Raw genomic sequence first — 22,950 nt, forward strand, 5'->3', positions numbered from 1 at the left:
ATCTCTCAAATATCTGTTATCTTTCGGTATCAACTCCAATAGACCGGGCTTTCGCTCCGGTCTATTTTTGCTGCCTGTTTTGGTATTTGGGTAACCGCTCCTATTTCTGGCGCACATCCATAGGGCATGCCAACACAGATTTCACTTGTTCATGTATACCTTGTTCAATAGACGGCGAACCCGTGCTTCGAGCTCCACTATACTGAATGGCTTGGTCATATAATCATCTGCTCCTACCCGAATGGCTTCGGCTATTCCATGTTCGTTATCGATACTCGTCAGCATCAGCACCGTATAGACCGAAGAGGAATGCGCCATGGAGCGAATCCGTGCCAGCACTTCCATTCCATTCATCCGCGGCATCATCCGATCCAGAATCAGCAGGTAACGCCCCGGCTCTTCGTTCCATGGATCATCCATAAAAGCAAGACCATCCGGATATGTCCGCAGCTCAAGCGGCTGATCTCCGCCAATATCGCGCAGCTGACGTTCCAGAATGCTGCGAATTAATGGATCATCATCCACAATTACAAGCCGTATAGGCAGCTGGCTACTGCTTGGCTGGGCTGCTATTAATGATTCAGTCATACTACTCTCACCAGCACTGTACTCTTCGGTCATAGTCAGCATCCGGGTGATCCGGGTCAGTGCTTCGCTGACAAGTCCCGGATCATTGGGATCACCCTGTACTGGTAAAATAGCATATCTTATCTCCAGCTTCGATTCCTCCAGCATACTTTTCATATCACTGATATGCAGCAGGTTATCCATAAAGGCAAAGCTCTGTTCCCGCGTAAACTCCGGCTGCAGCAGATAGAAATGCCCGGAGCGCTCGTGTACCCATATATCCTCTACCCGGAGCTGCATCCGGATATAATCGGAGAACCGGCGCAGCTGCCGATCTCCGGCTTCATACCCCATCTGCTCATTATAACCGCGGAGTCCCTGCAAATGAACGGCAATCAGATTGGCTCCGGTCCGCTGCCCGGCAAACCTGGGTAGCTGCTGATTGAGAATGTTCATTGTATAAGCGCCTGTATTCTCATCCAGCATCAGCAGTCGGTTTAACCTCCTTTTGCGGGCGACCAGCTTACGGACGCGCAGTGAGAATTCATCCAGTTCCAGCGGCTTGGCCATAAATTCATCTGCACCCGCTTCATAAGCGCGCATCCGCGTTGCCTTGTCACTGCGAGCACTAATAATGATCACCGGAATCAGATGCAGTTCACACAATTCATGAATCTGATTCAAAAAGCGAAATCCATGCGAATCCGGAAGAACCAGATCCAGCACCAGACAATCAGGCTGCATATCATAGAACCATCGCAGTGCCTTATCCGGATAGGGAGTTGCCAGTACCATCAATCCCTGTGTTTCCAGCTCATCCTTGAGCAGGGTCAGCAGTCCAATATCATCATCCAGCACCAGCACCGTGCCTGAAGCAGCTACATTACGCTGTAATACACTATCCTCTTCCATCGCTTCTGGCAGACTGGCTGCAGCCAGCTCCTGCTCGGTCATCCGGGAAAGCTCCATCAATGGTTCCAGCATACCTGCCAGCTGCCTGCTCGTAAAAAGGCGTTCTCCTTCCTCTTCAAATCCCATCAACAAACGAATAGCCTCTGCATACCATCCAGGCAGACCGATTGTTCCTGCCGTACCTTTAATCGAATGAATCATGCGGTACACTTCACTCTCCGGTGTCCGGGCATCCGGAGCCAGCATTTTCTGAAGCTGTTCCTGTACCTGCCGTTTGAATAACAGCTGATATTTGCGCATACGCTCCATATCATGGCCTCCATTTCATTTCATCAGAATCGGTGACATCAAGGTTGGATACTTCTGTACGGATATTTCGCTTGGGGATGGGAACGAATAGAGACGCCTGACTTCCTTTTATTATAGTTATAATTAGAATTTTTTGGTAGATTGCTTGTATGTATTACTTAATAGTTACCTTGCCCTTTGAAACAGGATCATCTGTCATCAATCAGCTATTTCGGAATAGTATTCTTAATTTGCGGCATCATCCATCTTGCTGCTGCTCGGAATAAACAGGTTTTAGGTATTCTTTACATGCTTTTAAGTTTCCTTTAAGCCGGGGAGGTTAAGATGAGGAGGTAACATTAGCAAGACAGCATGAAAAAAAGTGAGGTATCCATATGAAAAGCACGAACACCTATCGCCGTATCCGCAAAGGGAAAGCGATGATCAGCACACTGCTGCTCGGCATCGCGATCAGCAGTCTGTTACTCGGGGAACAAGCCAATGCGCAGGCGATTGCCACAACATCCTCTTCTTCCGTAACCCGTGAACAGCAGGACCCTTTCCTCGGTGCGCTTGGCGCTGCTTCAGATGAGGATGTCTATGATGAACTGTATGAAGGCCGTACACTGGCCGAGACTGCCCGCCGGAATAACAAAAACCCACAGGCCATTATTGACCTGCAGGTTGCACAGATGAACGAGTTGCTTACACAGCGGCTGATTGACGGAACTCTTTCACCGGATACATACCGGGCACAAAAAGAGGAACTGACCGATATCATCACCCAGAGTGTCTATGGCCAGCATCCCTATAACCAGTAAGTCATAAAGATGTCATCCACATATTGTCCATTCATATAAAACTGTTCCTGAAGCCGTCCATTCTCGACGAATCCGTATTTGTCGTAGAAATGGACGGCTTCTGTATTGGTGGACAGTACACGCAGCGTAAGCTTGCGAACCTGCTGGGTATGAGCATGCATGCACAGGGCATCCATCAGCTGTGTGCCGATATTTCGCCGCTGATAATGCGGGTGTACTGCAATATGAATATCGTAGACATGACGGCTGATTTCCAGCGGATGAGGATGCCCGAAGCCTACATAACCGCATATCTGATTCTGCTGAATAGCCAGCAGTTGACTGCCTGGCGGCGAGGATTGAAGATATTGTCTGCGGGAAGAACAGCAGAGAATCGAAGGCGTATTCCGCTCATTCCAGACGAGCTGGTCGAGCATCATCAGCTCTCTGGCATCTTTCATGGTGGACAGACGAATCGTTAATGGAACAGCAGATTGCATGTTCATCCGGCATACTCCTTTTTTCGAAAAAAGTTATAATGCTGACAGCGTCTATTCTGCTTCATTATAGCATCCGCCCCACGCGAAATATGCAACTACCTACCCGGGAGTATTTTTTATTTTATCCGATCAGGCCTGATCACGCGGACGCAGCATAACACCGCGCTGCGCAACACTGTGCACCATATAGAACACAAGCGATAATACACCAGCTATAACAGCGACCCAGCCCACCGGAATCAGTCCGCCCTGGTCATAGAAGATTCCCATGACATAAGGGCCAATGACCCTGCCAACCGCTCCGATACCTCCAGCAACCCCCAGATAAAACGGGGCATAGGCTCCGGTTCGTTCCGAGACAAAGGAAGGAATCGCCGGTGACATCAGCATCTCGCCAAATGTAATCAGTATCATCGCTGCGATAAAGGCCGGATAATTATGGAATCCGAGAATAACCATATACCCGAGCAGATAAAAGACCGCACTCGCCGTTAGCTGCGCCTGGGAAGTCTGTGCCACCAATCGTCGTACCAGATTGACTACCGGCTGCCCGACGAAGATCAGCACTCCGTTTAGCGTCCACAGCAGACTGTAATAGCTGATCAGCATCCCCGAGCTAACGATAAAGGGGGATACGCCGGTGTTCCAGATGGAATTGGCGAGCCAGAGGAACAACGTACCGATCCCCATGAACAGATACACCCGCACCTGCCCGAGCAGCCAGATTGTACTCTCGCCTTTTTCCGCTTTGGGACGGCCCGGATTGTTCTCATCGATAGGTGCTCCAGCCTCTGTCCCTTCACCAATACGGTTCAGATATACATAAAAGAATCCGGCAAACAGCACACAGCTGACACCATTTAAGATAAACGATAAATAAAATGAAATATCCGCCAATATACCGCAAAGGGCGGTGCCGAGAGCGACCCCGATATTGTTGGCTACATAGACGATATTAAACAGTTCTCCGCGGCGGTCGGCAAAGCGGAAGCCGATAAAAGCCTGAATCGCCGGCATCGACATGGAATTGAACAAACCAATCAGTACCATAGTGCCCATAAATAAATGCCAGTTATCGCTGACCAAAGGCAGCATAAACAGCAGCAGTCCGTTCAGGAGCACCGAGCCGACGATCAGTTTTTTGACACCCAGACGGTGATACAGCGTTCCGCCGAGCAGCTGCCCGACAATCCCTCCAAGCGATTGCAGCAGCACAACGAAGCCGGCATCCCGCATCGGGCGGTCCAGCTCCTGATACACAAACAAAGTTACCAGCGGCCACATCAGTGACCCGCCTGCGGACTGGATCAGACTCGCAAACAGGAACACCTGTATTTCACGCGGGTAGGTTTTAAGCCAGCGCATAATTAGATTTCCTTTCTTTCCCCACTCTTCTTGTCTTCCAGTTCCCAGAACCACTCCATAAACGTATTAAAATCCGGCCACTGCGGTTGCAGGATACCGTCCATAAAACGCTGCCATTCTTCACCCAATCCAAGACCCAGTACCTGCCCGGTATTGCGATTGTAGAAATAACCGTATTCCCCTTCAAAGCTGTCCAGTGGAATATAGTCCTCAGGGAGTTTTAACCTGTCGTGTATTCCCTGTATACTCATCGTATAGCTGTTACTGTTCAAGACAAACCAGCAGATCTGATACAGCTGCAGATGATCTCTGCCCATAAATGTCGGCCCATCTTCCGCATGCAAATAAAACTTTGCAAAATCGGATTCCGGATCGACTCCGATCTGCTGCAGCGCGTCTGTATATTCCTGTGTAACCTCATCAAACCACCATCCCTGCTGCTTGCAGTGATGGATTACTTTTTCTGACAGCATAGTTCTAGTTCACCCCTGATGTATGACTGGTATATGTATGAAATGCCGGTGATAGATTCATGCTTCCAAGCATAGCCATAACCCGTCTATCCACTTTGGACATTCCATCCTAGTATGCTGTACTCTGTGCTGGTAGGCAAGCCATCCCTTTGATGCTTTACTCTGCTAACAGTTGCAGTATTCTCACTTAACAAAGGAGTCCTGACTTATGTATGATCCCTTACGCACTAACCGTACTGCATCATCTCTATCGCAATTCGCTGCCGCTTCACAGGGCGAAGATTCACCTAATTCCCTTTTGAAAACATCCGAGTCTCCTTCGCAGGATTCATCCCAACCGAATAACGTGTATTCGTTGGATCAGATCTATAACACGTATTACTCCAAGCTGTTGGCTGTTGCTTACCGGATGACTGGAACTATCACTGATGCCGAAGATATCGTCCATGATCTGTTTGCCTATTGGAGTCAACGGCAGGAGGAAATGATACATATCGATCATATGCAATCCTATCTGATTCGGTCCGTAACCAATCGCAGCATCAACCTAATGCAATCCGCACGCAAAAAACGTGAAGTCTATACCGGCCCCTGGCTGCCGGAGCCTGTGGTACAAAGCGCTTCTCCCCGGCGCTCCGGTGCTGCTGAAGCGGCATTCGAGCCTGTATCTTCTGGCACCTCGTCTGTATTCCCTACTGCTGATCCATCACAGTCTACTGCTGCTAATTCCGGTGCGGAACAGCTTCTGCTGCGCCAGGAAGAACTCAGCTATGCGGTGATGGTACTGCTGGAGCAGCTGTCTCCGGTCGAGCGGGCTATCTTTGTTCTTCGTGAATCGCTTGGTTATGATTATCGCGAAATATCCGAATATGTAGACAAATCCGAAGCGGCCTGCCGCAAAATCCTGAGCCGGATTCATGCCCGCCTGAAGCCAGCTTCCGTCTCTTCTACCATTGCCAGTGAGCAGGGCGAGACCTTTGTGCGTGCTTTTCTGGCTGCAGCCAGGGAAGGCCGTCTGGAGCCTCTGCTGGATAGACTTCAGGAGGATGTACGACTGTATACTGATGGAGGCGGCAAAGTACGTGCAGCACTGCGTCCAATCTTCACTCGCAGCCGTGTCACAGCCTTTTTCAATGGGATCGCCAGCAAGGGATCTCTGGATGGAGAGTGGTCACTGGTACGAATCAATGGAGAACCCGGGCTAAGACTGCAGCGTGATGGACGTACCATTTATCTGTGCGCCCTGCTGTGGGACAGCAGCGGACAGATTCAGAATATTTATATGATATCGAACCCTGACAAAATCCGGGGAATAATCTGAAGAATATTATAAGCCCGGATTTTTTTAATTATTAAATTCATTTTCCCTGGTTATTGCATTCTTTTGTCACAGATCGATTGTCTGTCTTGTCTTATATGATGAAGGCTGCTTTTCACGGAGAAAACAGTCTATGGCATTCCAAATCATATTCCCCAAGGAGGCAATACTATGCAAACCCGTATAAATCATTATCAAGTTCACCCTGCCGTCTACAAACAAATGATGCAATTGGAGACTTTTATCAAAGAACAGGAGCTTGACCCTGTCCTTTATGAGCTGATCAAAATTCGCGCTTCCCAAATTAACGGCTGCGCCTTTTGTCTGGATATGCATACCCGCGATCTGCGCAAAATGGGCGAGTCCGAGGAACGAATCGCGCTGCTCAGTGTATGGAGAGAAACTCCCTATTACACCGAAGCCGAGAAAGCAGTACTGCATCTGACCGAAGTTGTGACAGAGGTAGCCCGTAAGGGAGTTCCGCAGGATGTCCATGACCGTATGCTGAAGCATTTTAGCGAGAAAGAGTACATGGATATCATTATGGCAATCAACATTATTAATAGCTGGAACCGGATTGCTATTTCGACCGGAATGTTCCCGGGCTGCAAGGGCTAAAGAGGCTTTTATTATTTTTTCGAAAAATTTATTCGCCGGGTGTTTCAAGTTCTGTGGACCCGTTTAACAATAAGTAACGGCATTTGGCGAGAGTGATGTCCCCTTCATTCTCACCCTCTGTCATATCATGGACCACTCCCGGAATCCGCCATATCACGGTTTCGTTCCCCCGAACCGCGCTATGGCGGATTTCATTTGTCATCCGATATACATAAAGCAAATTATCTTCCTTGTTATTTCGAAAAGCAGCCTTCTGTCTTGATGCCGGAGGGCTGCTTTTTGGTGCGTAATCATACAGATTGACTATAGCGCCCGCTCTTCTTCAGGTATGGGTTCCTACGCCTCGCTAAATAGTATATCCCCCATTACATCTCCGGTAATTAAATCATCTAAACGAATTCATATCGTGATCCGATACATAGTATTATCAAGTATTCATTTTATTCTTTCTCCTTATATATAAACGAATCACCATACCATTTGATTTGCTTAATACGTCGTTTGGCCGCCCTGCCATTGCTTATCGTTTTGCCCCATTCTCCCTCGCTCAAAGGAGTGTACCCAATGAATATTCTTCGTAACCTCAAATTTCGTTCCAAACTGCTAGTCCTCAATATAGCTGCACTTGCTTTCCTCGTTGTTATTGGTTCTGTCGGTTATATACAGGTACAGAATATGGCTGCCAACTCGGCCAGTATGTATACCAACAGTCTCCATAAAGTAAGTTCCATCAATCAGATTCTGACCAACTTTAACCGATATATGGGTGATGTACTGCAGCTCATGCTGAATGAAGATCCTGCACGCAACACCTCTTTGCAGAAGCATTACGAAGAGACGTTCGCCACGATCAGTGCTTCTCTTACCCGTTATACCGAGCTTCCTCTCAGTGCTGAAGAAAAACAAATCTTCGTAGGTATTACCGAGACTCGCAAGCAGATCCGCAGCACACTCGGCGAAATTACAAATCTCACTTCACAAAATCAAAATGCCCAGGCTTACAATATGTATGTAGAGCGAATCGAACCGCTCAAGAAAACACTGGAAGATTATTATACGCAGCTCGCCGATATCGCTACAGCAGAAGCCAAAGTGAAAAATGAAGAAAATGAGCAGGCTCGCCAGCTCGCCCAGACTGTAACTATCGTATGCGCTGTCGCCGCTGCTATTATCCTGCTGCTGCTCTCCTATATCATCACACGCATGATCACCGTACCGATTCGTTCCCTGCAGCAGATGATGGAAAAAGCGGCTGAAGGCGATTTTACGGTCAAAGGCAATTATCCGTACCGCGATGAGACTGGTCAGCTGACCCAATCCTTTGACAGTATGGTCAGTTCATTAAATGATCTGGTGAAGCAAATCAGTGGGAATGCGGTCACCCTGGCTGCCAGTTCGGAGCAGCTGCTGGCCAGTTCAGAACAGAGTGCCACTGCCACCGAGCATATCTCCAACCAGGTACAGGATATTAGTGACGGCACCGAAAAGCAGGCTCAGGGTGCTATTGAGATGAACCGTACCATGGAAGAAATGAATACAGGTATCCAGCGGATCGCCGAATCCGCAACAGAGCTGGCTGCCGAGTCACAGGATTCCGAAGAAAAAGTAACCCGTGGATACAAGCAGCTGGAAAAATCCAATCAGCAAATGGAACAAATCTATCAGTCGATTGGCGCTCTCGCTGTAGTAGTACAATCTCTCAACAAAAAGTCAGCCAGTATCGGTGAAATTACCAACACTATCAAAAACATCGCCGATCAGACCAGCCTGCTCTCCCTGAATGCAGCGATCGAAGCCGCTCGTGCCGGCGAAGAAGGCAAAGGGTTCGCTGTAGTCGCAGCTGAAGTGAAAAAGCTTGCTGTGCAAACCCAGGTGTCCTCGCAAAATGTCTCTTCACTGATCAGCGAGATTCAGGCCGAGACCCAGAATGTTCTGCAAAATGTCGAAGTCAGCCAATCCCAGGCACAGGAAGGCAAAGAAGCGATCGCCGAAGTTTCCTCCGTGTTTGACAGTGTAATGCAAAGCATCCGTAACCTGTCGGTTCAGCTGCATGAAGTGTCCGCAGTCACCGAAGAAATGTCTGCCAGCTCGGAAGAAGTGCTTGCTTCGGTTGGTACATCTGCCGAAATCGCTCTCCACTCCAAAGACATGTCCCAAAGCGTCGCTGCAGCTACCGAGGAGCAGCTGGCATCCGTTCAGGAAGTAACCAGCTCTGCCGCCTATCTGAGCAGTCTGGCGGTTGAACTGCAATCGTCTATTGAGCGCTTCAAAGTCTAATCCGTCTTCACGTATGACTGGAGACAGACTGTTCACAAGCAGACCGATCGCCAGATTCAGAGCAGAATAAATGCGTACGCAAAAAGGACCTTTCCATAAGGAAAAGTCCTTTTTGTGCATCGCCGAATATAATCGGATCCGGCTTTGGCTGCAGGATATCGACAAGACATCCTGGTATATACGCTAACGCTGGCTTTGCTGCAACGCCAGTATGCTATTGAGAATATGAATTTTGCGGACAGGCTTGGTAATAATCGTATCAAAAGTATCCCGGAAGTCACCCTCGACTTTCTCACCAAGCGGGGCAAGCAGAAATACGCATTGATTCTGAATCTTCGCCCGATCCTGAAGCCAGCGCTCCCGATCGATCATGGTAAGATCCACAAGTGTCAGATCATAGGCATGATGGTACATTTCGTCAAAAAAGCGTTCATCCATACTGGAAGAAGTAGTGACTTTGGCGCCCCATTCGGTCAACATATCAGAGATGATCCCAACACTTTCCGCATTGCTGTCCAACAGCAAAATACGAATTCCCTGCAGAATATCCTCTTGAAAAGGAATCGATGGCAGATCCGTATACTCCTCAAAATCCAGAATAACACTGACTTCTGTCCCAACGCCGTGCATGCTTTCTAGCCGGATCTCGCCGCCCATCAGCTCTACCAGATGCTTGCTGATCGACAAGCCCAGACCGGTTCCTCCATAGACATGTTCCTGATCGGAGTGAAGCTGGCTGTATACTTCGAAAATATGCTTCAGCTGCTCTGTCGACATCCCGATACCGGTATCTTCAATCGCAATTTTCACAGTAAGCTTGCCTTTTACCATAGGTGGCAGCATAAAAAGAGAGACTTTAATATCCCCCGTATTCGTAAATTTAATAGCATTTTGCAGTAAATTCATAATGATCTGCCTTACCTTGAGCACATCGCCAATCACGAACAACGGGATATCCGAATGCACATTCAGATGCACACCGACTCCTTTTTCAAAAGCACGGGGAGCGAGTGCATAGGTCAGATCCTCTATTGTATTAATCACGTCAAACGGATCTTTATTCAGTTTCATTTTGCCGGCTTCCATCTTGCCGATATCGAGCAGGTTATTTACCAAAGCCATCAGAGAATTACTGCTGGTCTGCAGAATCTGTACATAGCTGTTCTGCTCTTCATCCAGTTCGGTTTTGTACAACAGTTCAGCCATTGACAGAATACCATTCATCGGTGTCCGGATCTCATGACTGAGCATGGCAATAAAATTGGATTTATCTTCAGCTACCTTTTGCGCATCGGCTCTGGCTTGCTGACATTCACCCAGTTCAAGGCGAAGCTGCTGTAATTCCATCTCCAACTCTTGCTGTCGCTCTACTAATTTTTCTACATTTTTCATGATTACACCTCTTGAGCCTCAATGGCGTATGTAGTGTATCTATTACCCAATGGTCGGCTTTTCAATCAATCTAGTCAGTTGATCAGTCTGATTGGAGCTTATAATACTAGAAAGTATACCTCTATCTAACAATATAAAATCGCGGTAAGCATTCATCTCTTCAGATGATGCTTACCGCGATTTATATTTATTATAATCACCGATTTGACGAGGTAACATGAAGCAAGTGTTGTCTTACACCCGATCGCTATGCTGCAAAGCCATCGCTGCAGGCGTCCCTGCACTGGCTGTAGCACTGGATGACTGATATCCACCGACTGCTGGACCTGTTCCTGCTGCAGGCACTGAAGACGGAGACTGCGGCTTGTGTACATAGGCTACAAAATAGGCACAAGCGACGAATAGAGCCCCTCCTGTCAAATTACCGAGCCAGACCGGCACAAAGTTCATCAGATATTGTCCCCAGGAATAATAACCTGCGAAAATCGCAGCCGGAATCAAGAACATATTGGCAACAACGTGCTGGAAGCCGATCGCAACAAAAGCCATCGTTGGGAACCAGATACCCAGAATTTTGCCACTGATACTATCTGCACTGTAAGACAGCCAGACGGCCAGAGCGACGAGCCAGTTACAACCAATACCGGACAGGAACATTTGCAGGAAATCCCCTTCCAGCTTGTGACCGGCCATCTCTACCGTCTTGGTTAAATAAGGTCCGGTCTCCGTCATGCCCACAATATGCCCGAAGAAATAAGCGACAAACAGCGCTCCCATCAGATTGGCGATCGTGATCGCAAACAGGTTCCGTACCATCTCCATGCTGGAGATTCGTTTGGCCATACGAGCCAGCGGTACCGCCATCATATTACCGGTCAGCAGTTCCCCTCCGGCAACCAGTACCAGTATCAGGCCAACCGGGAACAGCGAGGCCCCGATAAAGTTGGCAAAACTGCCCCAGGATTCCGGCGTATTGGCAATAACTCTAATATCCAGCAGAAATCCGATCGCAATAAATGCTCCTGCCAGAAATCCGAGTACCAGCATCTGGGTCCAGCTGGAACGTGCTTTGGTCACACCGGTCTCTATCGTATTCATAGCAATTTGCTGCGGTTTGTAATAAGCCATGATATGATCTCTCCTCTATGTGTATTTCTCATATTTCAATTTTAATGGATATACTTTGTGAAAAAAGTAACAAATGTCACGATACCCATAAAAAAAGCCCGTATGCATAAAAACCATACGGGCAAATAGAAGGAAGACATTTGTGATAAACCGTTACGCTTGACCATGAATATATGTTAACGGCAGAGAGCAGAACCTACTGCATCCCGATAAAATACCGATTGGCAGCCGGATGTTCAAAGTTCGAAACCCTGTTTGACAGGCTCTGCTATACTGCCGGAATAACCCGGGAAAGATTGTGTTGCATTTCACATAATCAGTTAAAGAAGATTCCGAATACTGTTCCTTCAGACTTAGATCGTAACCGGCTGTCTGGCTTCTACCGGAGCCAGCGCCTGCAGACCTACACTGTTCAGGTAGTTCCACGGTTTGTTGTAATGCGGCTGGAAGAAGAAGTCCACGAATGCCAACTGATCTACGGTCATACCGGTCTGGATACATACCGAGATGGTATTGATCGACTGGGTCAGATCGGCTTCGGACATAATCTGTGCGCCCAGAATACGACGGCTGTCTTTTTCATATACTACTTTTAGAGTAACTGTCTCATGGGTTGGCATGAACTCTGGACGATAGTGATCCTGGAAGGTGGAAGTCTCCACATCCAGACCCGCCAGACGGGCAGAAGTCTCGGTCATACCGGTACCGGCAATATTCTGCTCATAAATCTTGATACCCGATGTACCCTGTGTACCCATATATTCATTGGTTGGGGTCACCAGGTTACGTGCTACAAGCGTACCCATACGTACGGCATTGGTTGCCAGCGGGATATAGGCATGTTGACGGGTCGGGTTGTAGAAGACGGCACAGCTGTCACCAGCGGCAAATACGTCTTTTTTGCTGGTCTGCATGTATTTGTCGACGATAATGGCACCATTGGGCAGCATATCGACCTGACCGGTCAGCAGTTCAGTTTGCGGACGGAAGCCGATGCAGAGAATAACCATATCGGCAGCGTGTTCGCCTTTATCAGTAACAACGGTGCTTACTTTGCCATTTTCACCATTGAACTTCACGACTTTCTCACCCAGTGCCAGCTGGATTCCTTTGCTGGTCAGCAGATCTTCGGTACGGGCAGTAAACTCAGGATCCAGGTATTTGCTGAGAATGCGATCTTCGGCATCGATCAGGGTCACCTGTTTGCCGTTCATCTCGAATGCTTCGACCAGCTCGACACCGATATAACCGGCACCAACGACTACAATATTACGGGCGGATTTGGCTTTTTCGATAATCGTGTTGGAATGGTTAAAATTTTTGGACAATACGATATTATCCAGTTCGATACCTTCGAACTTCGGAATGATCGGCCAAGAGCCTGTAGTCACGATCAGTTTGTCATAGGTGTCAGTCAATTCAATACCTGTAGTCAGGTCACGTGCAGTCAGCGTCTTGGCATCGGTATTTACGGAGGTCACTTCATGCAGCATCTTGGTAGTGACACCCAGCTCGGCCAGCTGCTGTGGCGAAGAGTAGAACAATCCCTGTGCATCCTCTACTACGCCACCAACATAGAGTGCAATACCGCAAGACAGGAACGAGATATTGTCGTTACGTTCGTATACGGTAATCTGTGCATCCGGGTATAATTTAGCAGTGTTTACAATAGCGGAAGTTCCGGCGTGAGTACATCCAATAACAGCTACTTTCATGATTGTTTCCTCCTGAGTAAATCTGTATTTGATGAAGCTTGTGTCTGTCATGTCATGGTAGTAAGTGAACTGAAAATCAAACGATAAGGTCAACATCAGATGATGTATTCACAGGCCATCTGTCCAAGTGGACAACGAATTTTTTCCGCTTGTGAATCATTTCACCTTGTAGTCTTATTATATTGTGATTTTTATCACATTACAATAGGTTTTGGTAATGTTCATACTTTGTTCAATTTTTCACATTTTATTCGTGAGGGGATATATTGACCCTATTCGTAGAATGTGCTGTAAGTAAATGTAATTAATGGTTGTTGGTAACTAACTTTTGGCAAGAGGCATTTCAATGCAAGACGCTAGGAATGTATGACTATAGCGATATCCCGATAGTCTCATATATAACAAAAAGCCGCTTCTCCGGCTGATTCCGGTAGAGGCGGCTTTCGAGTGTTCTTGTTATGAAGAAAGGAAGAACTTCATGCTGCAGATAGATAGGATATAGGAATTAGTTCTGAGCAGCGGTACGCAGCTGACTGTGTTGACGTACTTCCTGTACCTGCTGCTCGGCAGCAACCGCGGCATGTACATTACCTGCCAGCGCATATGGCAGACAGAGTGGTACGCCGCTGCGCGGATCAACCACAATATCGGCTTCAATCCCGAATACATCACGCAGCACATCGCAGTTCATGACTTCAACCGGCGTACCTTCAGCGATCGCTTTGCCCTTTTTGATAGCAATCATATGATGGGCATAACGGGATGCATGATTCAGATCGTGCACAACCATAATAATGCTGCGGCCGGATGTCGCATTGAGCTTCTCCAGTAGCTGCAGTACTTCCAGCTGATGCGCCATATCTAGATAGGTCGTTGGCTCATCGAGGAACAGAATCTCCGTATCCTGTGCCAGGGACATGGCAATCCATGCACGCTGGCGCTGACCACCGGAGAGCTGGTCAATCGGACGATCATGGAAATCCATCATACCCGTTGCTTCTATCGCCCAGGCGATTTTTTCCTTGTCTTCGGCTTTCATCGAGCCAAATCCTTTTTGGTATGGGAAGCGGCCGTAGGAGACCAGTTCCGTTACTGTCAATCCTTCGGGAGCGGTTGGCGTCTGAGGTAGAATAGCGAGTTGCTTGGCGACTTCACGGGTAGACTGCTTATGGATTGATTTGCCGTCGAGCAGCACGGCACCGGATTTGGGCTGCATAATACGTGCCATCGTCTTCAGGATCGTGGATTTCCCCGATCCATTCGCACCGACCAGCGCAGTAATCTGGCCTTGTGGAATCTGGATATTCAAATCCTCAACAATCAGACGGTCCTCATAGGCAATGTCCAGCTTCGACGTCATCAAACGCACCATAGTTCATCCATCCCTTTCAGTCAGCTGCAGATTCGTATTCTGCGCTGCTTTATATAATAGTGGCAAATCCCGGCAATCGTATTGCTGCTGCCAATGACTCTGTCTGGCAGACATCATTTACGAATTGCATAATCATTCATTTATTGACGGCTATCAACGACAGAGGTATATATCCAATGGATTTTTACTCTCCAAAAAAAGACGTAATTCGCTTGAACCGTATTTCAGGCTCTCGAACGGGCCAGCAGATAAAGGAAATAAGGGCCACCGATAATTGCAACCATAACGCCTGCCGGGATCTCGGCATTCTCCATCAGTGTCCGGCCGACCATATCCGCGATCAGCAGCAATACTGCGCCGATCAATGCCGATACCGGAATCACATGTTCATATCGCGGACCAACCAGACGACGGGCAATATGCGGACCCAGCAAGCCAATGAATCCGATCCCGCCACTCACTGCCACACACGAAGCGCTCAGTGCTACCGCGATAATCAACAGCAGCAGACGCTGCTTGTTCAGATAAGAGCCCAGCCCTGTCGCTGTATCGTCGCCCAGTGAAAATACATTTAGTTGTCTTGCTTTCCACAAAGCTGCCGGCAGCAGGACGATAATCCATGGAAGCAGTGCAATCACGAACTTCCAGCTGCTGCCCCAGATACTGCCCGCCTGCCAGGTCGCGATAAAGTTAAACTCATTCGGGTCCATCTGCAGGGTAAGCACAATCATCAGTGCATTGATCCCCGCCGCCAGCGCGATACCGGACAAGACGAGTCGTGAAGACGAGATGCCTTTATCCTTTTTGTAAGCCATCAGATAAATAATCGCTGCAGCCGCAAAGCCGCCTACCAGTGCCAGCAAAGGCATAAACATTGGCGATGCGGATTCACGCATCGGATTCGTAACTACGAACAGTACGACAGCCAGTCCCGCACCGGAGTTAATGCCGAGTATACCGGGATCGGCCAGTGCATTGCGGGACACCCCCTGCAGAATCGCACCGGCAATCGCCAACCCTGTGCCAACAAGCAGTGCAATCACAATACGTGGCAGTCGGAATTCAAACAGAATCAGATTCTCCCGCGGCGTACCACCACCAAACAACGTACGCAGTACTTCCGTGGGTGACATTTTGGTAAAACCTGTATTCATGCTGAGTAGCAATACAATAAAAGCAATAATGAGCAGTGCAACGATTGTAATCGTCGTTCGCACCGTACGTTTACGATTAAAAATAACTGGACTCAAAAGTTATCCCCCACTTTCTTCCGAATGACATAGAAGAAGTAAGGAACCCCGATCAGGGCAATCAGCGCACTCACCGGTTGTTCGGTCGGCGGATTCAGCAACCGTCCGAAAGTATCGGCGAAAACAAGCAGCAGCGCTCCCAGAATAGCAGAGGTTGGAATAACCCATTTGTAATCAACACCGACCAGTGCACGGGCTGCATGAGGAATCATCAGACCGATGAATCCAATCGCGCCCACGGTGGAGACCGAAGCGCCTGCAAGCACCATGACAACCAGTACCGCACCGAGACGTACCAGACCGGTTCGCTGTCCCAGTCCAGAGGCAACATCGTCTCCCAGACTGAGAATCGTTATCGATCGGGACAACAACAATGCCCCAATGAGTGCACCAGCGATCCATGGCCACAAAATATCAACCTGAGACCAGGTTACTCCTGCCACACCGCCTGCATACCAGAATGCCAGATCTTGCGATATCCGAAAATACAGTGCAATTCCTTCGGATAATGCAACCAGCATCGCCGCTACGGCAGAGCCGGCCAGTGCGAGCCGTACCGGTGTCAGACCGCCTTTGGCGATTGAACCGATTCCGTAGACGATTACTACGCTGACAGCAGCACCGATAAAGGAAAACATGATGAGCTGATTAAAGCTCATCCCCGGGAAAAAGGCAAAGCACAGCGCCAGCATAAAGCCTGCACCGGCATTGACTCCGAGCAGTCCCGGATCTGCCAGCGGATTGCGAGTCATCCCCTGCATCAACGCACCGGCCACTGCAAAAGCAGCACCAACCAGTGCGCCAGCGATCGCCCGCGGAAGCCGAAGCTCCCAGATCACCTGGTGATCCTGATTGGCCGGGTTAAAAGCTACAATAGCCTGCCAGACCACATCCAGCGGAATCTGTCTGCTGCCTTTTGCCACTGAAAATGCCAGTCCGGCCAATAAAAGCACAAGCCCGCCAATGATAATCAGCAGCGCTGCATAAGGACGCGACCAGATTTCTTCTTTCGGCGAGGTCTGCCGGCCTTTCACAAACGTACTGCGAGTCATAAGCAAGCCTCTTTCTGCATCAGTAATGGATTTTATATTATAAAAAATGGTGGATTGTCTGCTAGATTGTGAAAAAGTATAGATTCTTCATGATAATTTCATCTATTTAAAGATACTGATAATCATTATCACTTGTCAACCGATATCAAAAAAAAGCCGCCTAAATTCTCATGAAATTCAGGGAATTTGGCGGTGGAAGTGAAATATTCCATATGGGATGATGCGATATAGAACGTAGTAAGGTTCGTTTGCTGCTTTAATTAGCTTAGATGGATAAAGATATCATGTGCTGCAGATTCTCATCATTTGCGGAATATAAAGTAGGAGATCGAAGCGTGGTTATACTTATTTGGTTTCCTGTTCGATAGGGAAAAGCTCATCCAGACTTTTCATGTCTTTTTCTCCATATATTGTGGTCTTGCCGCTTGTACTGATTTCTCCATATTGTGCGAGACCTGCATGCGTAGACAAATAGTAATACATAAGGTTTGTCTGAATAACCGGGCGTTTACCGTTCTCCTTGATGATGCCTTTGATATAAAAAGGGGCATTGGCAGTTGCTTTCTTACTGACGGCTGCTTGCCATTGAAGCTGTGCTGAATTATCCGTGATCCGGTAATAGCTGATTACGCCGTCACCTTCAATGAAAAATGCATTTGACATATTCTTGGGGAAATACAGACTGATAGAACCGACACTGTTCTCTGTACCCTGGATATCCGGCAAGGTAGAGATGATGGGTAGATGAAGTGCAGCAATTCGTGCCTCGGTGAGATTGGAACTTTGAAGCTGACTGTGCTGGGTAGAGCTTGCTCTGGCGACATATACGGTACGTGTACTCGCGTTCCATGCTACATCACAGCTGAAAGCCTCGGCAACAAAGCGCATCGGAACCAGCAGACTATTATTCACCAGGATCACCGGCTGTTCAAGTGTCAGCGTCGTCTGGTTCCGGGTAGCCGTTTTCTGGTTCACCTGCAGCGTTAGTGTGCTATGACTCACCCGATCTTGAATCGTCAGGATTTTGGTATTATTGTACCAGGTCTGGATATGCAGTCCATCGATTTGTTCCAGTGCACGCATAGGGATATATGTAGTATTGTTCTGAATAATAGGCTGAATATGACTTGATACAGATTGGTTGTTGATATCAAGTGTGACCGGACTTGCTGCTTGTGAAGAATGTGGAAGTAGCGCCATGCAGCATACCATTGCAATCAGAACTCCAGTTATTTTTCTCATATGTGCCTCCAGCGTTATATTTATTTTGGTCTATATTGGACGAATTGTATCTTTTCATAAAGATATAGGTGATTTTCATATCCATAGCGCTGATTTTGCTGTATGTCGATGCTTTTGGGATTGATATATTGATTGGTTTTTACAATCGGCTTTATCTATAGGATGAAGATGCAGGTTCTGCATGGACCTGACAGAACCAACTACAGGGGTAGCGAGTTGGTTCTGTGCAGATACCGTTCGCAGACGGAATAGGACTGCTTGCTTAGAACAGGCTCCAGCTGAATTCTTTCGATAATCGCTCCAGCAGATGAACACCTGCGGTGCTATTGCCTTTACTGTTCAGCGAAGGGCCTACGACGCCAATGCCATATTGTCCGGGTACCAGAGCCAGAATACCACCGGACACGCCACTTTTTGCCGGAATACCTACATCGATGGCGAATTCGCCGGAAGCATTATACATACCGCAAGTCACCATAAATGTCTTGGCGATCTGCACATAACGGCGCGGAATCAGCTTCTCTCCATTGCACGGGTCTACCCCGTCAAAAGCAAGTACCAGCGCCATACGTGACAGGTCTGCACAGTTGACTTCGATTGAGCAGTGCTTGAAATAGACAGACAGCACATCCTCTACCGGATCTTTGAGCACGCCATTCTGCTTAAGGAAATAAGCCAGCGAACGATTGAGGTCACCCGTCTCCAGCTCTGAATGGTAGACATCCATATTGTAATCCAGTCCGTCATTACCGGCGAGCTTACGGAAAAATTCCAGAATACGCTGGGATTTATCTTCCGGACTGTCACCGGCAATCAGCGAAGATACCGTGATGGCTCCAGCATTGATCAGTGGATTGAACGGGATACCCGGCTCCACCAGCTCCAGCTTGATCATGGAGTTAAAATCATCTCCGGTCGGCTCTTTGCCTACATTATAAAAGACTGCTTCCTCCCCATGATCCATCAGGGCCAGAATCAAAGTAAATACTTTGGAAATACTCTGCATGGTAAACGGGATTCCATAATCTCCCGCGGCAATCGTCTTGCCCTGGGAATCAGCCACGAATACCCCCAGCGTATCGCGAGCAGCCTTGGCCAGCTCAGGAATATACGAAGCCACCTCTCCCTGTCCCGTACGCAGTCGGCTCGTCTCCAGCCATTCCGGCAGCAGGGTTTCCATTTTCTCCATATGCTCTATACTCATTCGCAGTTCTCCTGTCTATTTCAGATGATATCTATGGTTAAGCTTAGCATTGTCTTGTGCAACTTCATAATCTCTTTTCACTTCATTTGCCTCCAAATGAATCAGCCCATCGTGATAGGCCTGCTCTTCTGCAAGCAATCAATAGATCATTCTTAGGGAAATCCTCTCCCTGTACGAATACAAAAGCCTCCCGACACCGAAGTGGATCGAGAGACTTTTACCAGAGGATAAAAACATGATGAATCATGCTTTCCTATCGGGATACTTTAATTATAGTAGGTGCTACAAATAGAGTTTGTTCTATAAGTAATGAATGGACTGCCTTGATTGGTTAAACGGATGGATTGGCCGATTCTTCCACGACTGTTTTGCGTCTGCCGCCAAATTTAAAGACGAGAATACCGGCTACCACAACCAGTACTCCGATAATTTTGCCGGGAGTCAGTGGAATCTGTTCCAGTCCAAGCCATCCTGCCGAATCGAACAGCAGCGCTGTTGCCAGCTGGGCAATCAATACGATCGATGTGGAAAAGGTCGGACCCAGCAGGCGAATCCCTTGTACCAGACAGAAGACAACACCTACGCCAATCGCACCGCTAACCCAATACCACAGCTGCATATGCTGAAGTGAAAACGTTCCTTTGCCTTCGAAAATCAGACTGGCTGTCAGCGAAGCGATAAATCCCATTCCCAGCACCAGTGTTGTAGTTGCCCAGGACCCTGCACGGGCATTCACCTGATTATTGAAGACCGTCTGCAGACTGACCAGAGAGCCGGCTACCACAGCCAGCAAAATACCTAAAAGCATGTGTGTACACTCCTTGTTTATTCAATATACTTTCTTGTGTTTTGTATGAGCGGGACAGCTCATTATGTTATCTATTCCTTTACCTTATACCTTATACCTTATAGCTTGAGAATAATTACGCCGCCGATCATCATTAAGATGCCGATAAATTGGGGCATGGTCATCTTCTTCCGCACGACACCGAACCAGCCTCTTAGATCAATCAGAAATGTTACACACAGCTGGGCGATCAGCAGCGCGGATACAGTCAGTGTCACTCCTACATACTGGATCGCCATGACTTCACTATAAATAATAATGGAAGCCAGCGCACCGCCGAACAAGTACAGCGGTTTGACCTGCTTGAATCCCTGCCAGCTGCCGTCGCGAACAATCAGCAGAACCAGCGCTGCCAGGATAAATCCGGTCAACTGCGTAATCGTCGCTGCCTGCCAAGTTCCAATATCCTGGCTAATCCGGTTGTTGGCTACTCCCTGTAATGTAATACATGCACCGCCCAGCAGGGCGAATAGTATTCCTTTCATGCTGTTATAATTCCTCCTGTATGTCTGTATAATAACCGCATTATGATTAATTCTTTGGTTTACGTTAGTGCAAATTTCAACAACATCAATCTACTCCAACAATATCAATCTATTACGCCTTGTCTATTATAAGAACAGCAGGCTATCTCATGAAAAGGACATATGTCCCAATCGACTTGTCGATTGTCTACTGAACCGATCTATCCGGCGTATACGATATGCAAATCACTAGATTTGCATAGGTCTATTTTCTTTTCCGGCAATCCAAACAGCCCCTTATATCGACAAGGGGCTGCCTGGTATTTATTCAAATCCGAATCTGTCTACTATCCTGCAGAAATATGCAGGCAGAATCCAAGATTATTAACGTTTGCCACCGCGACCTCTGTTGTCGGAATTGCGGCTGGACTGACTGGAACGGCTGCTTCCCTGACGGGAGGACGATCCGCTTCCTTGGCGGGAAGATGCGCTGCTGCCACCTTTGCCTCCGGCTTTGCCATACTCACGCGTACGACCGCCTGCGCTGGCACTGCTACCGGAACCTTTGGTTGTTTTCGAAGAATCACGACGGAAAGAACCGGATTCATCGGTACGGCGTGCCATCGCTCCGCTCATGCCGACAGCTTTGGCCGGACGAGCTGAACTCTCACTGCGCTTGTTCTTGCCACCGGAACGTGTACCTGTACCTGCGCTACTGCCGGCACTGGAAGCTGGGCGATCGGATGAACGTCCACCACCGCTGCCGCGTCTGCCGCCGGAGCGACCGGATGGCTCATCACGATAGCTGCCGCGTGCTTCACGGCGTCCATTTTCACTGCGTTTGTTTTTGCCGGTACGACCGCCTGTACGCTCGGCTTTGGGACGAACATTGGACAGCAGTTCGCCGGAATCTTCGGATTGTGCAGACGTCTGGGAAATCTCGCGCGGCAGTTTTTGAGCGGTCTGGCGCTCGATCTGCTCCAGTTCCTGACGATCATGTGGCGTTACGAATGTAATCGCACGGCCTTTTTCCCCGGCACGGCCTGTACGTCCGATACGGTGGATATAATATTCCACATCCTGCGGGATATCATAGTTGAATACATGGGTAATACCCTCAACGTCGATACCACGCGCAGCGACATCGGTAGCAACGAGCAGCTGCAGCTTGGCATCACGGAATGCTTTCATAACCTGCTCCCGCTTGTTCTGGGACAGATCGCCATGCAGTTCATCCGAGGCGTAGCCCATTTCCTGCAGTTCTGCATTCAGTGCAGCGGCACGGCGCTTGGTCCGGCAGAAAATAACGGCCAGATACGGACGCTCCCGTTCAATATATTCACGCAGTGCAGCCAGCTTGCCGCGCGGTGTACATTCCACAACCAGCTGACGAATCAGCTTGAGGGGTACCGTTTCTTCGGTACCTACACGGAAATCACGCGGTTTGCGCATATACTGGGCGGACAGACGACGGATACCCTCTGGCATGGTTGCAGAGAACAGCATGGTCTGACGGGATGGAGATGTCGCCATAATGATCTGCTCCACTTCCTTGAGGAAACCCATATGCAGCATCTGATCGGCTTCATCCAGTACCAGTGTACGGATCTTGGTCATATCCAGCGTGCCGCGACCCATATGGTCGAGCAGTCGTCCCGGTGTACCAACGACCAGATGACAGCCGCCTTCCAGCTTGCGCAGCTGACGCTCTACATCCTGACCGCCATAGGCAGCAAGAATACGTACGCCTTCGTAAGCATCTGCCAGCTTGCGCGCTTCTGTCGCAATCTGCAGAGCCAGTTCGCGTGTAGGTGCAACAACGAGCGCCTGTGGTGCGCCGGTTACATTCAGGTTTAACTTTTCAAAAATAGGCAGCAAAAAGGCCAGTGTCTTACCAGTACCTGTCTTCGCCTGTACAATTGCGTCTTCTCCGTTCATCAGTGCAGGAATAGAAGCTTCCTGAACTTCGGTCGGCTGAGTGATTCCGTTAACGGCCAGCAGTTCAATCGCTGCTGACGAAATGCCAAATGAGTTAAAGTTTGTCAATGATTTCACCTGTCTTATTCATAATATTATTCTTGCAGCACTCGTAAAAAGAAGCACCGGCGTGATACCGATGCTTCTGTATCTGTTCGTGACAGACACCTTTATGATCATCCGCAGCCT

At 48.4% G+C, this 22,950-nt stretch carries 19 protein-coding genes; 4 read left to right on the forward strand and 15 right to left on the reverse strand.

Features of this window, described 5'->3' with window-relative positions:
• Nucleotides 1–141: 141 nt before the first annotated feature.
• On the reverse strand, nucleotides 142–1,788 hold the full coding sequence (locus H065_RS0100375) for a response regulator (protein ID WP_017811011.1): 1,647 nt from the start codon (nucleotides 1,786–1,788) through the stop codon (nucleotides 142–144).
• A 374-nt stretch (nucleotides 1,789–2,162) separates the two neighbouring features.
• On the opposite strand from H065_RS0100375, the gene H065_RS0100380 reads away from it, so the two are divergent.
• A complete protein-coding gene (locus tag H065_RS0100380) occupies nucleotides 2,163–2,588 on the forward strand; it encodes a hypothetical protein (protein ID WP_017811012.1) in 426 nt (141 codons plus the stop codon).
• Here H065_RS0100380 and H065_RS0100385 read toward each other — a convergent pair.
• The 3 genes from H065_RS0100385 to H065_RS0100395 form a co-directional block, all read right to left on the reverse strand.
• The gene (locus H065_RS0100385) at nucleotides 2,576–3,067 is read right to left on the reverse strand and encodes a GNAT family N-acetyltransferase (RefSeq protein WP_026135949.1); all 492 of its coding nucleotides are present in this window, start codon (nucleotides 3,065–3,067) and stop codon (nucleotides 2,576–2,578) included. The two genes, H065_RS0100380 and H065_RS0100385, sit on opposite strands and share 13 nt — an antisense overlap.
• Nucleotides 3,068–3,196: 129 nt before the next feature.
• Entirely contained in the window at nucleotides 3,197–4,432 is a 1,236-nt protein-coding gene (locus H065_RS0100390; RefSeq protein WP_017811014.1) for an MFS transporter, read from the reverse strand.
• Nucleotides 4,433–4,434: 2 nt separating this feature from the next.
• Nucleotides 4,435–4,905, reverse strand: a complete 471-nt coding sequence (locus tag H065_RS0100395) for a hypothetical protein (protein ID WP_017811015.1) — start codon at nucleotides 4,903–4,905, stop codon at nucleotides 4,435–4,437.
• Nucleotides 4,906–5,113: 208 nt separating this feature from the next.
• On the opposite strand from H065_RS0100395, the gene H065_RS24835 reads away from it, so the two are divergent.
• The 3 genes from H065_RS24835 to H065_RS0100410 all read left to right on the forward strand — a co-directional run bounded on the left by H065_RS24835 (nucleotide 5,114) and on the right by H065_RS0100410 (nucleotide 9,118).
• Complete coding sequence (locus H065_RS24835) at nucleotides 5,114–6,226, forward strand: sigma-70 family RNA polymerase sigma factor (RefSeq protein ID WP_017811016.1); 1,113 nt, start codon at nucleotides 5,114–5,116, stop codon at nucleotides 6,224–6,226.
• A 168-nt stretch (nucleotides 6,227–6,394) separates the two neighbouring features.
• Nucleotides 6,395–6,841, forward strand: a complete 447-nt coding sequence (locus H065_RS0100405) for a carboxymuconolactone decarboxylase family protein (RefSeq protein WP_017811017.1) — start codon at nucleotides 6,395–6,397, stop codon at nucleotides 6,839–6,841.
• A 564-nt stretch (nucleotides 6,842–7,405) separates the two neighbouring features.
• Nucleotides 7,406–9,118, forward strand: a complete 1,713-nt coding sequence (locus H065_RS0100410) for a methyl-accepting chemotaxis protein (RefSeq protein WP_017811018.1) — start codon at nucleotides 7,406–7,408, stop codon at nucleotides 9,116–9,118.
• Between the two features lie 183 nt (nucleotides 9,119–9,301).
• On the opposite strand, the gene H065_RS24840 is transcribed toward H065_RS0100410, so the two are convergent.
• From H065_RS24840 to H065_RS0100465, 11 genes are all read right to left on the reverse strand, one after another.
• Nucleotides 9,302–10,510, reverse strand: a complete 1,209-nt coding sequence (locus tag H065_RS24840; protein WP_017811019.1) for an ATP-binding protein — start codon at nucleotides 10,508–10,510, stop codon at nucleotides 9,302–9,304.
• Nucleotides 10,511–10,744: 234 nt separating this feature from the next.
• Nucleotides 10,745–11,638, reverse strand: a complete 894-nt coding sequence (locus tag H065_RS0100420) for a formate/nitrite transporter family protein (protein WP_017811020.1) — start codon at nucleotides 11,636–11,638, stop codon at nucleotides 10,745–10,747.
• A gap of 353 nt (nucleotides 11,639–11,991) precedes the next feature.
• Nucleotides 11,992–13,353, reverse strand: coding sequence for an FAD-dependent oxidoreductase (locus H065_RS0100425; protein ID WP_017811021.1), 1,362 nt, complete (start codon nucleotides 13,351–13,353; stop codon nucleotides 11,992–11,994).
• A gap of 505 nt (nucleotides 13,354–13,858) precedes the next feature.
• A complete protein-coding gene (locus tag H065_RS0100430; RefSeq protein ID WP_017811022.1) occupies nucleotides 13,859–14,725 on the reverse strand; it encodes an ABC transporter ATP-binding protein in 867 nt (288 codons plus the stop codon).
• Nucleotides 14,726–14,949: 224 nt separating this feature from the next.
• A complete protein-coding gene (locus H065_RS0100435; RefSeq protein ID WP_017811023.1) occupies nucleotides 14,950–15,975 on the reverse strand; it encodes a FecCD family ABC transporter permease in 1,026 nt (341 codons plus the stop codon).
• Nucleotides 15,972–17,027 carry a FecCD family ABC transporter permease gene (locus H065_RS0100440; RefSeq protein ID WP_017811024.1) on the reverse strand — a complete coding sequence of 352 codons (1,056 nt, stop codon included), beginning with the start codon at nucleotides 17,025–17,027 and terminating at the stop codon, nucleotides 15,972–15,974. Before H065_RS0100440 ends, H065_RS0100435 begins: the two co-directional genes overlap by 4 nt.
• A gap of 345 nt (nucleotides 17,028–17,372) precedes the next feature.
• Entirely contained in the window at nucleotides 17,373–18,269 is an 897-nt protein-coding gene (locus tag H065_RS0100445; protein ID WP_017811025.1) for a copper amine oxidase N-terminal domain-containing protein, read from the reverse strand.
• A gap of 262 nt (nucleotides 18,270–18,531) precedes the next feature.
• Nucleotides 18,532–19,473, reverse strand: coding sequence for a glutaminase A (gene glsA, locus H065_RS0100450; RefSeq protein ID WP_017811026.1), 942 nt, complete (start codon nucleotides 19,471–19,473; stop codon nucleotides 18,532–18,534).
• 331 nt (nucleotides 19,474–19,804) lie between these two features.
• The gene (locus tag H065_RS0100455; RefSeq protein ID WP_017811027.1) at nucleotides 19,805–20,281 is read right to left on the reverse strand and encodes a DMT family transporter; all 477 of its coding nucleotides are present in this window, start codon (nucleotides 20,279–20,281) and stop codon (nucleotides 19,805–19,807) included.
• A 98-nt stretch (nucleotides 20,282–20,379) separates the two neighbouring features.
• Entirely contained in the window at nucleotides 20,380–20,805 is a 426-nt protein-coding gene (locus H065_RS0100460) for a DMT family transporter (RefSeq protein WP_017811028.1), read from the reverse strand.
• A 363-nt stretch (nucleotides 20,806–21,168) separates the two neighbouring features.
• The gene (locus tag H065_RS0100465; protein WP_238557853.1) at nucleotides 21,169–22,839 is read right to left on the reverse strand and encodes a DEAD/DEAH box helicase; all 1,671 of its coding nucleotides are present in this window, start codon (nucleotides 22,837–22,839) and stop codon (nucleotides 21,169–21,171) included.
• Between the last annotated feature and the right edge of the window lie 111 nt (nucleotides 22,840–22,950).

It is taken from the genome of Paenibacillus shenyangensis, from assembly GCF_000346635.1.
GTDB lineage: Bacteria > Bacillota > Bacilli > Paenibacillales > Paenibacillaceae > Saccharibacillus > Saccharibacillus dauci.